Origin of the sequence: Deinococcus radiopugnans ATCC 19172, assembly GCF_006335125.1 — a bacterium.
GTDB classification, from domain to species: Bacteria; Deinococcota; Deinococci; order Deinococcales; family Deinococcaceae; genus Deinococcus; species Deinococcus radiopugnans.
In genome coordinates this window covers 37,713-52,345 of record NZ_VDMO01000010.1, presented here as the reverse complement: position 1 = coordinate 52,345, position 14,633 = coordinate 37,713, and the positions used below count along the sequence as shown (strand labels likewise).

The 14,633-nt window shown below is 67.9% G+C and carries 16 protein-coding genes; 7 read left to right on the top strand and 9 right to left on the bottom strand.

All coding sequences use genetic code 11. The features are described from left to right. Positions 1-556 precede the first annotated feature (556 nt). On the top strand, positions 557-751 hold the full coding sequence (locus FHR04_RS10550; RefSeq protein WP_139403137.1) for a hypothetical protein: 195 nt from the start codon (positions 557-559) through the stop codon (positions 749-751). Between the two features lie 581 nt (positions 752-1,332). Here FHR04_RS10550 and FHR04_RS10545 read toward each other — a convergent pair. The 3 genes from FHR04_RS10545 to FHR04_RS10535 form a co-directional block, all read right to left on the bottom strand. Further along, on the bottom strand, positions 1,333-2,115 hold the full coding sequence (locus tag FHR04_RS10545; protein ID WP_139403136.1) for an alpha/beta hydrolase family protein: 783 nt from the start codon (positions 2,113-2,115) through the stop codon (positions 1,333-1,335). Beyond that, positions 2,108-2,788 (bottom strand): phosphatase PAP2 family protein, encoded by a 681-nt coding sequence (locus FHR04_RS10540; protein ID WP_139403134.1) that lies wholly within the window; start codon positions 2,786-2,788, stop codon positions 2,108-2,110. The genes FHR04_RS10545 and FHR04_RS10540 overlap by 8 nt, the downstream gene beginning before the upstream one ends. A 117-nt stretch (positions 2,789-2,905) precedes the next feature. After that, a complete protein-coding gene (locus tag FHR04_RS10535) occupies positions 2,906-3,367 on the bottom strand; it encodes a PepSY domain-containing protein (RefSeq protein ID WP_139403132.1) in 462 nt (153 codons plus the stop codon). Between the two features lie 490 nt (positions 3,368-3,857). Between FHR04_RS10535 and FHR04_RS10530 the strand changes: the two genes are divergently transcribed. The 6 genes from FHR04_RS10530 to FHR04_RS10505 all read left to right on the top strand — a co-directional run bounded on the left by FHR04_RS10530 (position 3,858) and on the right by FHR04_RS10505 (position 9,364). Next, positions 3,858-4,772 (top strand): polysaccharide deacetylase family protein, encoded by a 915-nt coding sequence (locus tag FHR04_RS10530; RefSeq protein ID WP_249039079.1) that lies wholly within the window; start codon positions 3,858-3,860, stop codon positions 4,770-4,772. Next, positions 4,769-5,356, top strand: a complete 588-nt coding sequence (locus FHR04_RS10525) for a DedA family protein (protein WP_249039078.1) — start codon at positions 4,769-4,771, stop codon at positions 5,354-5,356. Before FHR04_RS10530 ends, FHR04_RS10525 begins: the two co-directional genes overlap by 4 nt. 292 nt (positions 5,357-5,648) lie before the next feature. Continuing rightward, complete coding sequence (locus FHR04_RS10520; RefSeq protein ID WP_139403129.1) at positions 5,649-6,797, top strand: heparan-alpha-glucosaminide N-acetyltransferase domain-containing protein; 1,149 nt, start codon at positions 5,649-5,651, stop codon at positions 6,795-6,797. A gap of 64 nt (positions 6,798-6,861) precedes the next feature. Beyond that, entirely contained in the window at positions 6,862-7,905 is a 1,044-nt protein-coding gene (locus FHR04_RS10515; protein ID WP_249039077.1) for a hypothetical protein, read from the top strand. Between the two features lie 8 nt (positions 7,906-7,913). Continuing rightward, the gene (locus tag FHR04_RS10510; RefSeq protein ID WP_170213921.1) at positions 7,914-8,576 is read left to right on the top strand and encodes an ABC transporter ATP-binding protein; all 663 of its coding nucleotides are present in this window, start codon (positions 7,914-7,916) and stop codon (positions 8,574-8,576) included. After that, entirely contained in the window at positions 8,573-9,364 is a 792-nt protein-coding gene (locus FHR04_RS10505; RefSeq protein ID WP_139403126.1) for an ABC transporter permease, read from the top strand. Before FHR04_RS10510 ends, FHR04_RS10505 begins: the two co-directional genes overlap by 4 nt. 2 nt (positions 9,365-9,366) lie before the next feature. Here the strand turns inward: FHR04_RS10505 and FHR04_RS10500 are convergent, their stop codons facing one another. The 6 genes from FHR04_RS10500 to FHR04_RS10480 all read right to left on the bottom strand — a co-directional run bounded on the left by FHR04_RS10500 (position 9,367) and on the right by FHR04_RS10480 (position 14,184). Then, entirely contained in the window at positions 9,367-10,335 is a 969-nt protein-coding gene (locus FHR04_RS10500) for a S8 family serine peptidase (protein WP_139403123.1), read from the bottom strand. A 65-nt stretch (positions 10,336-10,400) separates the two neighbouring features. Beyond that, entirely contained in the window at positions 10,401-10,622 is a 222-nt protein-coding gene (locus tag FHR04_RS21640; protein ID WP_311734690.1) for a hypothetical protein, read from the bottom strand. Continuing rightward, positions 10,570-11,397, bottom strand: coding sequence for a PIG-L deacetylase family protein (locus FHR04_RS10495; RefSeq protein WP_311734691.1), 828 nt, complete (start codon positions 11,395-11,397; stop codon positions 10,570-10,572). Before FHR04_RS10495 ends, FHR04_RS21640 begins: the two co-directional genes overlap by 53 nt. Then, positions 11,394-12,083 carry a hypothetical protein gene (locus FHR04_RS10490; RefSeq protein ID WP_139403121.1) on the bottom strand — a complete coding sequence of 230 codons (690 nt, stop codon included), beginning with the start codon at positions 12,081-12,083 and terminating at the stop codon, positions 11,394-11,396. The genes FHR04_RS10495 and FHR04_RS10490 overlap by 4 nt, the downstream gene beginning before the upstream one ends. Then, complete coding sequence (locus FHR04_RS10485) at positions 12,080-13,516, bottom strand: sensor histidine kinase (RefSeq protein ID WP_249039076.1); 1,437 nt, start codon at positions 13,514-13,516, stop codon at positions 12,080-12,082. Before FHR04_RS10485 ends, FHR04_RS10490 begins: the two co-directional genes overlap by 4 nt. Next, entirely contained in the window at positions 13,513-14,184 is a 672-nt protein-coding gene (locus FHR04_RS10480) for a response regulator transcription factor (RefSeq protein ID WP_139403119.1), read from the bottom strand. The genes FHR04_RS10485 and FHR04_RS10480 overlap by 4 nt, the downstream gene beginning before the upstream one ends. Between the last annotated feature and the right edge of the window lie 449 nt (positions 14,185-14,633).

Below are 14,633 nucleotides of genomic sequence, written 5' to 3'. Positions count from 1 at the left end.
GTGCCGGATGAAGGGACCATGACTCGCCCGGACACCACCGCTTTCCTGGCCCGCTTTCCCGGCAGGCAGACCTTCCTAAGCTCCGCAAACCGCAGGAGGCCAGTTCTGGGGCTGACGGCCGACGAGGAACTCACCGAAGTCAGTCAGGGGGGCGCTGTCTCAGAGGTCTATCCCCGGACCCTCCTTTACCTGATCAGCAACGCCCTGGAAGGCCGTCCACACACGCCGCTCCTGGGCATGCAGCGGTCCCCTTCCCTGCTGCGCTGGTGCCTGAGGGCAGCGTCATCGCCTGGACGTCCGATGCAGCGTTGCAGCTCGATCACAAAACGCACGGATTCTTCGTCCACAACCTGACGGTTCGTCACTGGATTGACCAGCAGCTTTGCGCCCAGGGATGAACTTCCCGGTCAGGCTTAATCAGAGTCGCTTCGGGATCGGCGCGCTTCACAGCAGCGGGAGGCAGAGTTGATGCGGAACGCCCGCAGCAGGACGCGGCGCGCCGTCCTGGGCAGGGCGTGCCCACGGGGGACAAGACCTCAACGCACGTCAGCGTGAGATGCTCAATAGCCTGCTCGACGGCTTCGACAGCCAGCTGCGCTCCAGCAAATATGTGGCGTTCATCCACTGCCCTCAGCCCATAGCGGTGCGCGATCTGGGCGACCTCATGGCGAAGAAGCTGCCGCGGATCATGGAGGGCCCGGCCGGGCGCGGAAGCGCATATGAACTTATTCAGCCTACAGATTGGGCGTGACCGAACAGCGGCTCAATCCAGGCTGTCCACCTCCGGCGAGGAATTCGGAAGAGCCCATCTACTCGGCCGCGTCAGCAGCACTGACCCCTTGCGCTATGCTTTGAATAAGCGCGTGCTGGACGTGAAGGCCCTATCTCAGGACTGTTTGTTCACTATGGCGGACGGCGCCGCGCTGGAAGCGTCTGGCCCGACGTGTTCGCCGAGCTTCAGGACCAAGTGGCCGACGTCCAGCCGTTCACCGCTTGCCGTCTGAGAACCATTCGCTTAGCACAGGCATAACGAGGGCGATTTTGGGCAGGCTGCTGGACTCTGGATACCACGTCATATCGCCGGGTCTGTCCAGCACCCGGCTTTCGTTTTCCGCGCTCCTCAGCGGGACGTCCTGAAAAACGCCCCGATCTGCCGGCCCACGTCCGCATTCACGTACTGACGGTTCAGGTGCGGCCCCATGACCCCGATCACCCTGGTCTGATACGGACTCCGATTGAAAGGTGTTGAAAACACCTAGAAATCCGAGCGAAGCGAGCAGGAGAAAAACGGGTTCCGGACGTGGAGTGTGGAAATCGGAGCTGTCCCGATTTCTACACGAAACAAACGGAATCCGTATGAGCCCCCACCTTGCGGGCCAGCATCACCAGCAGCAGGCCGTTCTGGCTGCCACGGACCGCCGTATCCTGCGGACTGCTCACCACCAGCAGCGGCGTTCGCCGGCCGGCGAAGCCACTGAAATCGTTGACTGGATCATGCCCCTGCGTGGACGCCCCGGCGAAGGCCGCCGCGACACTTCGGCCCCGGCTCCTGGACGTCCGCACTGCATTGTTCAGGTTGACCCGGCCCGCCACCAATGCCACCGCATGGATGGGAAAACCCAGCGTGCGCCGGTAGGCCGTCAGCGTCGCGGGCAGCCCACCCATCGAGATGCCCAGCGTGTAGACCCGCCCATCGTGCCGGAAATGGGGCAGAGCGGCGCGGTAGGCCCGGCGCAGCGTGTTGAGCGCCCGTGGACTGCCCCAGGTTTCGCGCCCGCCGTCACTGCTCAGCAGCAGCACGAAGCCCTGAACATCGAGGGCGTCCAGCATCGCGTCGAAGGGCGCGTGGGTGCTGCCGTCGCTGGCCTGTCCGCCGCGCCCGTGCGAGACGATCACCAGGGGGCAGGTGCGCTGCCAGCACACGGGCGGCACCACCAACTCAGAGTCTCCCTCTGGATCGGGCAAGATAAGGGACCGCCGTCCATCCGGATCCAACGTCCAGCCTGCGCTGCTCTGTGTCTGTCCAGCCTGTGCCTGTCCAGCCTGTCCCTGCACGCTGCCCAGTGCCCCGAGGGCAACGAGCGTCAGGGCCACCGTCCTTAATCCATTACGCATCGGTCTTGACCTCCTGATGATCCAATCGCAGCGCTCGCAAAGAGACGCCCAGCACGCTGTAGGCTCCCAGCACGCAAGCCAGGCCGGTCAGCCAGCCTGCCAGCACGTCGGTGGGGTAATGGACGCCCAGCACGATGCGCCCGTAACCCATGAAAAAGGCGTACAGGACGGCCACGATCAGCACCGGCCAGCGCCAGCGGCTGCGCCAGGCCAGCAGCGCCACGAAGGTGGCCAGCGCCGCCGCCACAGTGGAATGGCCGCTGGGAAACGACGCCCCGTTTTCCACCACCAGCCGAGGCCACAGGGCCGGGCGAGCGCGGTTGAAGAGCAGCTTCATGGCGAAGGCCACGGTCACGGCGCTGCCCAGGCCCAGCAGGGCGAAGACGGCCTGCTGGCGGCGGTGGGTGAACCACAGTCCCAGCACGATCAGAATGAAGACGCCGCCCATCAGTTCCGGGCCGCCAAAGGTGTGCAAGACGAGGCTCAGGCGGGTCAGCATGGGCGTGGCGTGGGCATGCACCCACAGCAGGGTGGGCACCTCGAAAGCGAAGCGCTGACGCTCCAGCACGTCCTCGGCAATCACGCCGATGATGATCAGCGGCAGCAGAATGCCCAGCAGAAAACGGATGATGAGCGCTGGGCGCAGGCGGGACAGGGAAGTGTACAGACGCATGAAGCGCAGCATGAAGGGAGAAGGTAAAGCGGCGGTATACCCCATGGGCCACGCCGCACACAGTAAAAACCACCCTTGCGAGTGGTTTCTGGAGGTTGGGGCGGCAGTCAGTTCAGATCAATCGTCGTTCCCGCTGTCGTGGTCGTGGTCATCCGCGTCCCTCGCACCCTGGGACAGCACCTTGCCGTTGCCCGCGTCAATGATGACTTCCTGGCTGCCGATCTCTACCTCGTAGACCAGGACGCCGTCCTCCTCGCCGAGCTCGATGCTGGTGACGGTGCCGGGAACGGCGGCCAGCGCGGCGGCCTTGGCCTGATCCAGCGTGATCCTGGCCAGCTTGACGTACAGGGCCGATTCCTGGGCGTCGGTCATTTCCACGCCCTTCTGCTGAGCGGGCAGCAAAATACTGCCCCTGATCATGGGTGCCTGGGCCGTGTTCCTGATCTGCGTCTGGGCCAGCGGCTGGGTCAGGGCCGGGGCCGCCTTGGGGGCGGTCTGGGCCAGCGCGAGTCCGGCCAGGGGTAGAGCGGCAATGGCGGCGGTGATGGTGACGAGTATGGTCTTGGTGTGCTTGTTCATGGTGGGGCTCCTTTGGGGTGATGCTGGGCGGTGAAGGTGGATTCCGTTCACCTGCCATCAGGCTGCCCGACAAAGGTAAAGAACGCGTATAGCACGGTATCGTTTCGGTCTGGCGGCAGATCAGGGCGCTTCCAGGCGCTCTGCTTGGAGGTTGCCTGTGCTGGTCCATGTACGGGTATACCGGAGCTTTACCCTGGGGTCATGAAGCCGCTGCTTCTCTTCGCTGCTGTGCTGGTCTCGCTGGCCCTGGGCCAGAGCGCGTCCGTGACCCATGCACGCCCTGCCAAGAGCCAGCGTACTGGACAGGTGCAGCCGCTGGCCCCCGGTACGCGGGCCGTGCCGACGATCCCCACGCTGAAACTCACGCCCGCCATCCCGCAGGTCAGGGCGGTGGAGGTGATGGGCAACGGCTTTATCCGCGTCGCGCACGCCCTGGTGCTGGTCACGGACGCCGAGGCCGGCGGGATCCCTGACGGCGCTGGCCCAGGCGGTGACGGCCGCGAGCTACCGCGCCGATCCCGGACTGGCCGAGGTGGATGTCAGCGTGTACCGGGCGGGCGATTACGGCGGCTTCGGGGGGCCGCTGCCGCTGCTGACGCTCTCGGTGCCGCGCAGCCGTCAGGCCACGTACGCGGCAGCCCTGAAAGCGGGCAGCTACGAACGGGTCTGGGTGGGGGACAGGGCCGCCGCGCCCGCCCCGAAACTGACGCCGCTTCAGGACCTTGAACGTCTGCCCATCTTCGCGGGCACCCGCGCCGCACTGCTGGCCGAGAAGCTGGAGCAGCAAAAGGGCCTGCAGACGGGGGGAATACGCGGCGGCAAGCTGTACCGGGGTTCGCCCCTGAGGCGCCAGGTGGCCCTGACCTTCGACGACGTGCCGCATCCCATGTACTTTCCGCTGCTGCTGGACGTGCTGGGCCGGGAGAAGGCGCACGCCACGTTCTTCATCATCGGACGCAATGCCCAGGCGTACCCGTACTTCATCCTCGATCTGATCCGGGGCGGCCACGAGGTGGCCAACCACACCTTTCACCACGTCCGGCTGCCGGGCCTGAGCGACGCGCAGATCACGGCGGAGTTGCAAAGCACCAATGCGCTGATCAGCGGGATCAACGGCCAGCCGGTGCGGTATTTCCGCCCGCCGGGGGGGCGCTACAGCGCGCGGGTGACCCGGATCGCCGAGGGATTGGGTCTGACCACCGTGTTCTGGACGGATGACCCTGGCGATTTCCAGAACCCAGGTGTGGAGACGGTGGAGGCCCGCTTTGCCCGCCACCTGCATCCCGGCGGGATCATCCTGCTGCACGACAACGCGCCCGACGGTCTGGCCGCCCTCCCCGATCTGCTCAACGTGGCGAGGCAACAGGGGTACGTGGTGGACACCGTGGGAGACCTGACCCGGTGAACCTGTCGAGCTGGATTACGAACGTCGACCCGGCGGTGCTGAACTATTCCACCTTCGGCCTGATGGCCCTGGAGGGCGCGGGCATTCCGGGCGTTCCGGGCGTGCTGCCGATGCTGGCACAGGCGTCGGCCATCGACGCGGGCCACACCACCCTGACGGCCGCGATTGCCTGGGGCGTGCTGGGCAACTGGCTGGGCAGCCTGCTGGGCTACGCTGCCGCCCGCTGGGGCGGACAACATCTGCCGCAGTCCTGGCGCGAGAATCTCAGGATGGAACGCGCCGGGGCGCTGCTGGGCCACTACGGTGCGCCGCTGGTGATCGTCAGCCGCACCATCGGCAGCCTGCGAACGCCCTTGACCGTGCTGTGCGGGCTGAGCCGCTTTCCGCTGCCTGCCTACGTGCTGCTCAGCCTGCTGGGCGCGCTGCTGCATGTGGGCGTGTGGCAGACGGCGCTGTGGAGGTTCGGCCCGGTGATCGTGCCGCAGGTGGCGCGCTGGGGAACGCAGATCGGTCTGGGCGCGGCGGCGCTGCTGCTGATCGTGTGGTTGTGGCGCACCTATGGCGGCGGCAGGGTGAGGCTGTGATACGGATTCCGTTTGTTTCGTGTAGGAACCGGGAGAGCGCCGGTTTCTACACTCCACGTCCGGAGGGACGTCTTTCTCTTTCTCGCTCTGCTTCGCAGCTTTGCAAGTCTGCTCGGATTTCCAGGTGTTTCCAACACCTTTCAATCGGAGTCCGTATGACAGCTCCAAAAAAGACGATGCCTCAACGCACTGCATCCGAAGCGACGACAGGGCCAGAAGGTGATTTTGAGGTGCTCCACAGACTGTTGCCACCACTCACCCGGCCATCACTGCCGGGGCGCACCATCGCCGCATGAGCAGCTTTTCCGTCAGCCGGAGTCCGGCCGAGGCTCAGACGGACTCCGGCGCGCTGCAAAAGGTCAGGGTGGCCCGCCTGACGGCGCTGGACGCCTGGCGCGGCCTGACCGTGCTGCTGATGCTCCTGGTCAACAACGTGGCGCTGGGCGGACGCACGCCGTCCCAGCTTGTCCACGCGCCCTTCGGCGGGCTGACGCTGACCGATCTGGTCTTTCCGTGGTTCCTGCTGTGTGCCGGGGCCGCGCTGCCGTTCTCGCTGGCGGCCATGACCCGCAGCGGCGTCACCGGTTGGCTCCGGGTGCGCCGCTTGCTGACGCGCGCCGCGCTGCTGTACCTGGCAGGCGCGTTCCTGACCAGCGTGACCCTCCACGCCCCCACCCTGGGGCTGGGCGTGCTGCAACTGATCGCGCTGGCAACGCTGTGCGCCGCCCTGCTGGGCGATTTACGGGGGCGCTGGCAGGCGGGCGTCGCCGCCGCCCTGCTACTGGGCTACGCCGCCTTCCTGACCCTGACCGCGCATCCGTGGGGACTGGGCATCGTGTCCGAGACGCACAACCCGGTGCAGATGGTGAACGACATGGTGCTGTCTCCCATCGGTCTGCGCGGGCTGATCTCGGTGATTCCCACCACTGCGTTGGTCTTGCTGGGCGCGCTGGCGGCCCGGCCCCTGCAACAGCGGGACGCCCGCGCGCCGCTTAAATTGCTGGGGTTGGGCCTTGCGCTCAGTGTTGTGGGCTTCGGCTGGGCCGCCAGCAGGCATCTGCCTTTCAGCAAAGCGCTGTGGACGCCCCCGTACATCCTGTACAGCGCGGGGCTGGGCATTCTGGGGATGCTGGCCTTCTGGCTGATCGCCGATTCGGGGCGTGTGCGCTTTGGGTGCAGGCTCCTGGCCCCGCTGACCATTCCAGGCCGCAACGCGCTGGCCGGATACATGCTGCCCCTCCTGATCAAGTTCTGGATCCTGCTGCAGTGGCAGGTGAACTGGACGGGCCGGAGCCAGAGCATGCTCGCCTCGCTGCTGGAGCTGAGCCGCACCCACCTGGGCGGCTTCGCGGGTGGGCTGGTCTATACGCTGGGCTACGTGCTGGCGGTGTGGCTGGGCCTGGCCTGGCTGGCCCGGCGGGGGCTGATCTGGAAGCTGTGAAGACTGGGCGCCGCGGCTCGCCTCACCTGTTCGCCTCAACGCAACACCACGTCTGGAGAACCGAATGCGAATGCAACACACCCTTTGCCTGACCCTGGCCCTGCTGGGAAGCACCCTTGCGGCGCCTGCCCAGGCTGACCTCAGCTACGGCGGCAAGAACTTCAAGACCCTGGCGGCAGAGTCCTACACATTGGCCAGGCTCCACGGCCAGTTCACCGACTGGCTGGACGCGGCATACCTGAAAGCGGGCCTGCCGCTGGGGGCTGGAGCGGCGAAAGGCCAGACGCTGGGGGCCGCGCTGGACGCGCGCAAGGCCGACCTCAGGGCCGCGAAGGGGGAGACAAAAGATGTCCTGGCCCGTGAAACTGCTGTCTGGGCGCACACCTTCATCAAAAAAGCCATGCCGAAATTCAGCCTGGAACGCGGCTTCGAGTTCGCCAGCATCGCCCAGACGGGCGAGCGCCAGTGCCTGCTGCAAAGCACCCTCATCGCTGCACTGCTGCAGCGTGCCGGGCTCAGCGCCGGACTGGTGATGGTCTGGAACAGCCAGAGCGGCCAGGAGAGCAACCTGGGCCACGTCACCAGCGTGCTGCGGCTGCCGGGTGGCGCGGGCGATCTGGAAGTGGATGCCAGCGAACCCACGCCCACCGCGAAGCACAGCGGCGTGCTGGCCTGGGCAGAGGGCGGCTCCCGCTTCCTGAAGGCGAGTTTTGGCCCTGGCGACGTGATCACGGCCTACGCCCGCGCGGACGGCAGGGGAACGGTCAACCCCGCGGACCTCACCTTCCTGAGCCTGGGGTACGTGCGTTCCCAGTTCGCCTACTACCGGAGCGAGCGGGCCACCGGCGGCCTGCTGGGCACCGGCACGGGCAGGGCCACCGCCGAGGGCCTGAAGCGGAGCGAGCAGTGGCTCAAGGCGGCGCTGGCCGAGGAGCCGAACAACGCGCTGGCCGCTGGCGGGCTGGGCAACGTCTGGCGCAAGGAGGGCCGCAACGCGGAGGCGCGGGCGCAGGACCTGAAGGCCGCCAAGATCTACGCTGCGCAGGGCCACACGCCCGCCGGGATGCTGGCCAATCTGAACTGGGCCAGGAACCGGGCGGGGCGCTAGAACAGCCGGTGGAAGCTGGTGAGGTTCTGCTGAGCGCACGTGGCCTGAGCCGCGCCGTCGGCTCCCGGCGGCTGTGGCAGGACGTGGAGTTGGCGGTCGGCGTGGGCGAACGGCTGGGGATTTCCGGGCCGTCCGGCGTGGGCAAAAGCCTGCTGCTGCGGGCGCTGGCGGGCCTGGACGCGCTGCAAAGCGGGGAGGTGTGGTTGCGCGGCAAGTCCCAGTCAAGCTGGCCCATGCCCCAGTTCCGCGCGGAGGTGATGTCCCTGCTTCAACGCCCCGCACCCGCGTCTGGCACGGTAGGGGCACATCTGGCCGAACCATTCGGATTCAAAGTCCACGCTGGGAAACGCCACCAACCAGAGGAAGCCGCGCGCCTGCTGAACCAGCTGGGCCGCCCGCCCACCTTTCTGGATCAGGACGCCGCGCATCTGTCGGGCGGTGAGGCGCAATTGGTGGCGCTGGTGCGCGCGCTGCTCCTCTCGCCCACGGTACTGCTGCTGGACGAGGCCACGTCGGCGTTGGACGCGGATACGGCGGAACGCGCAGAGAGCGTGTTACGCGCCTGGCTGGCCGATGGCCCGGCGCGGGCGCTGATCTTCGTCAGCCATGACCGCGCGCAGCAGGCCCGCTTCGCCACGCGCGTTCACTCTCTTTCGGGTGTAGGCGCATGAGCGTGCCCATCTCCCTCTTTCAAGTCGTGCTGGCGGCGGCGCTGATGCTTCTCAGCGCCCTGCTGTCGTGGCGGCTGCGACTGGGCCTGGGCCGCGACATTCTGACTGCCGGCACGCGCATGACCGTGCAACTCCTGCTGGTGGGCCTGATTCTGGGCTGGGTCTTCGCCCTGCGTTCCCCCTGGCCGATTCTGGGCATCGGGCTGGTGATGACCGTGCTGGCCGCGCAGGCGGCGGTGGGCCGCACGCGGGGGCGCTATCCGGGCATCTTTCTGGACGCTTTCGCCGCCATCTTCGGCAGCTCCTTCGTCTTAACTGGACTGACGCTGGGCGCCGTCCTCCAGATCAGGCCGTGGTTCGAGGCGCAGTACGCGGTGCCGATCCTGGGCATGGTGCTGGGCAACACCTTGACTGGGGTCTCGCTGGCCCTCGACCGCTTTACCTCTGATCTGGGCCACAACCGCAGCGCCATCGAGGAACGGCTGGCCCTGGGGGCAACGCGCTGGGAGGCGGCGCGCGGTACCGTGCGGGCGGCCGTGCGCACGGGGATGCTGCCCACCTTGAACAGCATGGCGGTCATGGGCATCGTCAGTCTGCCGGGCATGATGACCGGGCAGATTCTGGCAGGAGCCTCGCCGGCGGTGGCGGTGCGGTACCAGATCGTGATCATGTTCGTGCTGGCCGCAAGTTCGGCGCTGGGGAGTCTGGGCGCCGTCCTGCTGGCCTACCGCGCCTTGTTGGATTCGAGAGACCGGCTGCGGGGCGAGCGGCTGAAAGCGCCGCGTTGAGTTCAGTGGACCTGGCCCTGACCCAGCGGTGACGCGGCCCTGAGCGCGGCCGTCACGTCGAGCACACCTGCGCCGCATCCTGCCCGGTGCCGTGGATCACAGCTTCCAACCGCAAAGGGGCGGGCGCTGCGCTGCAAAATGGCCTTGACCTGGGCCGGGGTCAATGCCGGATGCTGGGCCAGCAGCAGACTGGCGGCCCCGGCCACCAGCGGCGCGGCGTAACTGCTGCCGCGCCGCTCAGCCCAGCGCGGCCCCCACCATACGTCGACCCCCTCGGCTTGCGTGCCGCCGGGGGCCGAAAGAGTCACGGCGCTGCCCCAGTCGGAATATGGCGCGCGGCGGTCTTGCGTGTCCGTGGCCCCCACGGTGATCACGCCCCGGCAGCCGGCCGGCGTGTTGCGCCACGCCGGGGCGTTGGTGTTGCCCGCCGCCGCGACGATCACGCTGCCGTGCGCCAGAATTTCGCTGACGGCGCGTTGCATGGCGGGGGCGCAGCCGGTGTGAGGCACGGTCTTCAGGACGAACGAGGCGTTGATGACCCGTGCCGGAAAATGGTTGAGGGGCGCGCCGGCCACCTCCAGGCCCGCCGCCCAGCGCAGCGCGTCGATGGCCTTTTTCAGCGTGGTGCGCCCCTGTGTGTCGCTGAGCCGCACGTCCAGAATGCGCGCCCCCGGATCGACACTGTGAACCATGCCCGCCACTGCCGTTCCGTGGGGATGGATCCGGTGGGGAGGGCGGGCAGACCCGGCAGCGAAATCGTAGCCACTCTGGCGGCGGCCATCCAGGGCGGCCTGGGGCAGAATGCCCGTATCCACGACGGCCACGGTGACCGGGTGGGCGGCGGCCAGGCGCAGTCCGGCGGAGGCGTCGATTCGGCGGTTGACCCAGTTCGACTCTGTTTTGCTGACGTTCCAGGCTCCGGCCCCGGCCAGCACAGTCAATCCAATCACCCACGCGCTCAGTCTGTTCATGGGGCCAGCCTGCGCCCCGGAAGTTGAGGGAAGGTATAGCGGCGGGTCAGGAACCGTGTGGAGCGTTATGGCCCCTGGCTGCCAGAAGGCAGCGCGCCGCCCTCCGGCAACGGCTCCGCGCTCAGCAGTTCGTTGCGCCGCACGAACGCGCGCATAAAGCGCCCCATGATGCGGGTCTGGGTGGCGTAGGCGTCGGTGGCCTGCTGCTTGCGTTTCAGTTCCGGTGCGCTCAGGTCAACGCGCTGCCACGGCAGCCGGGCGGCCAGCGGGGGCAGGGTCAGCGGCAATTCCGGGTGCAGGCCCTTGGGGACCGGCCATTCCAGCCCGTCGTGAACCCCCCAAGCGCAGCCGTCCGGCCTGCCCCCGCGCGCTCATCAGCCGCAGGGCGATGTGCGACAGCGTGCGGTGATCGGGGTGGAAGTCCTGTGGAGCTGGGGCCAGCACCAGATCGGGCTTCACGCGGTCCAGCACCCGGCCCAGGTCCGCTTCCAGCGCCTGCCCGGTGAACGGCGCGCCCGGCGTCTGAGCGCCCCGCACGTAGACGGCCGAGGCTCCGGTGGTCCGCGCGGTGTACGTCTCCGTGTAATTCGTGGTGAACAGCGCGCTCAGGCCGCCGTCCGGGTAGCCCAGCATGACCGTGTGGCTGGCGGGAATGCCCAGGGCCGCCGCTGCCTTGAGCGCTTCCTGCGCGCGGGTCTGGCCCATGGCGCGCATCTGGGGGTCCCCCGGATCGAGGGTGCGCTCGGCCAGCGAAGCCGCGAACTCGAACCCGTCGCCCGCCGTGACCCAGACCACCGAGACCTGCGCGCCCGCCACGATGGCCCCAGCGATCATGCCGCCGCAACACAGCGTCTCGTCGTCCGGGTGGGGGGAGAGGATCAGGATGCGCTGGCCGCGCGTGAAGACTGGGGCAGGAGGCAGGGCCGCGATCCGGTCCGCGCTGTTGTTGAACAGCCGTCCGATCTGGGGCAGGTTGATCCAGGCGGCCAGGGCCAGCACCACCACGGTGAGTAGAGCAACCAGCCCGTGCCACGCGGAACGGGGACGCTTTAAGAGCCTCACTTGAGAACGCTCACGGCGCGGCTGGCGACCAGCACCACGGTCAGAATCGAGGTGGATGGCTGCACCAGCATCAGCGCCTTGGCCCGCCACGACAGCGGCATGGTGTCGGTGGGGCTGAACGCGGCGGCGTTGGTAAAGGCCACGAACAAATAATCCAGGGACTCGGGCCGCCAGCCGGGCGCGGCGTGGGCCGGATTGGCGGCCTGGGGAAACAGGAAATCGGCGGGCTTGCCATCCTGGCCCCGGCGCAGGGGCCCGCCCTGGTCCATCTCCCAGGACCACAGGCTGAACACGAACACGTTGGTCATCCAGATGTTCAGCGTTTCAGCCAGCAGGGTCGCGCCGGACGCGCTGCTGCCGCGCAGCAGGCTGACGATCAGCAGGGTCAGGGATGACAGGTTGGTCAGGTGGAGCAGGGCGATCAGGCTCACGGTCAGGCCCCGGCGGCCCTGGGACCAGTCCATCTGCTGGTGACCGGCACGCAGCAGGCGGCGGCGTTCCTGGCTGCCCACCACCGACAGCGGCATCAGCAGGCCCAGTTCCAGCGCGGGCAGCAGCCAGCGCGGTCCCAGGGTCAGATACTCGCTGAGCAGCAGGTTCAGCCCGATGATGGCCAGGATGACGAGTCGGGCCGGCCACAGCGATTCGGGCGCGGCATGGACCGGTGCCGGGCTGACCGTGGTCATGAACCCGTGCGCCTGGGCAGGGTCAGGTGGGGCGCGTGGCCCAGCGGGTCCGCAGGAGGGGATGAGGCCTCGGCGCCGCCTGCCGGAAACACCAACCTCACGCTGAATGAGGCCTCGTCCCAGAGCGGGACCAGTTGGGCCTCCCAGCGCCGGGCCAGGGCCGAGACCAGCGCCAGCCCCAGGCCGCTGCCGCTGACCCCTTGCACGCCCGCGCCGCGCTCGAAGGGTTGCAGCAGCCGGGACCACTGTGCCGGATCGGGGCCAGGGCCACCGCTGACCACCTGAAGTTCATGGGCAGCGACTTTGACCAGCACCTCGTCATCTGCGCCGTATTTCAGGGCATTTTCCAGCAGGTTGCGGATGGCCCGCTCGACCCCCTCGCCCTCAGCCTGCACCCAGCTCGGCTCCAGGTTCAGCCGGATGTGCTGACCGGCGGCCCGCGCCAGGTCCTCGCAGCCCTCGGCCACCTGTGCGGCGATTGCGGCCAGCTCCACCCGTTCCAGTTGTGCGGGCGCGTCGGTGCGGGCCAGGGCCAGCAGTCCCTCGGTCAGGGCGGTCAGCGCCTCCACCCGGCCGACCATGCCGGTCAACGCCTTCTGATACTCGGCGGCTTCGCGTGGACGTTCCAGCGCCAGGTCCAGACGGCCCCGCAGGACGGTCAGCGGGGTTCGCAGTTCGTGGGCCGCCGTGCGCGCAAAATCCTTCTCGCGCTCGATGGTGCCGGCCAGACCGTCGAGCATGAGATTCACGGTGCGGGTCAGCCGGGCCATTTCGTCGGTGCCGGGAGACTGCGGGACGCGCTCGGCGTAGTCGCCCCGCGTGGCAATGCTCTCGGCGGTGCGGGCCACAGCGTCGACGGGCTTGAGGGCGCGGTGGGCCAGCCAGTATCCGGCCCCGCAGGCCACGGCGATCATGAAGGCGCTGCCCACCAGCAGCAACCGGGCCAGCGTTTCCAGAAAGCCGGAGAGCGCGTCGGTGGGCCGCGACACCCGCAGGTACAGATCATCCACCCGCAGGGTCAGCACGCGGCGGCCGTCCTGGGTGACAAAGCCAGAGGTAACCGGATGGGGCTGGCTCGCCGCCTCTTCAACGTCGCCGGCCCGCGCCAGAATGCGTCCGCTGGAAGACAGGAGTTCGATCCTCAGGTCACCGCTGGGCTTCAACTCGGAGGTGAAGTCCGCCGGCTCCGGCGCCGTGCCGTCACCCTCCTCGTCCTCGTGTGGATCAATGCTGGCCTGCGCCACGCTGGCGGTCTCGCGCAGGGTGGCGTCCAGCGAGGCGGTGAGCGCCCGCTCGGCGGCGTAGTACACGCCCGCCCCGCCCAACAGCACGGTCACGGCGAACACCACGGCGTAGCCCAGCGTCAGCTTGAGGCGCAGGCTCAGGCGGCCCAGCACCTTCTGAATGGGCGTGGGCAGCGCGGGCCGGGTCAATCGCCACGTCCCAGTCGGTACCCCACGCCGCGCAACGTCTCGATCAGGCGATCTTCGGTCTTGCGGCGGATGGTGCTGACATAGACGTCGATCACTTTCGGCTCCACCCCCGTCTCACCGCTCCACAGCCGGTCAACGATGTCGTCGCGGCCAAAGGCGCGGGTGCTGTTCAGGGCCAGCAGTTCCAGCAGCCCAAACTCGCGGCGCGTCAGGTCGGCGCGCACGCCCGCACGGTACAGCTCCCGCCCGCCCAGGTCCATCACCCAGCCGCCAGGCAGGGGCAGGGTGTTCTGCGCGTTGCCGCCCGCCCGGCGCAGCAGCGCCCGCACGCGCGCCCGGAGTTCCTTGAAAGCAAAGGGCTTGAGCAGGTAATCATCGCCGCCCGCTTCCAGGCCCTCCACCCGGTCTTCCACCGTGCCGCGCGCCGTCAGGTACAGAATGGGGGTGGTCAGTCCACCTTCGCGGAGCGTTCGGCCCAGGACATAGCCTGCGTCGATGCCCTCGGGCAGCATGACGTCCAGGATCAGCAGGCCGTAGGGAAAGAGCCAGGCCAGCTCCGCACCCTGATCCGCGCTGGCGGCGTGATCACACTCGTAGCCTTCCTCGCCCAGACCATCGCGCAGCAGTTCGGCGATGTGGGGGTCATCCTCGACGATCAGTAAGCGCATGGGATTTCCTTTTGCGGTGTGGCGACTGATTTCTGAAGGGCGAGGTGCGGCATGCCACTGACTCTGTCGCATTCAGGTAAAGGGGCGGTATACCCGCCGGGATTCACCGCCCCTGCAGGACTGGATGTGACGAGAATCTCACTGCTGTTCAGGCGGATGGGAGATCTGGAACCGGTGTGGGCAGCTGGCTCACCGTTGCGATTGGCCGCCGTTGTGCCCTGGCGTGGGTGCTGGACATCGATCTGCGTGGAAGACATGGCCGGCGTCAGGGAAGACCGGGCGACCTTTGACAAGATGGATTGGTGCGGCGTCAGGATAGGGCGTCACGTGGGTCGAATGTTGCCGCAGCCCCGCCGCGCATGATCTACGCGTGTCCTCGCAGTTGCGGCCCGGCCGCCCCGGGCACACACTATTCACTGACATCGGACTGGCCACCGCGCGCGACAGGC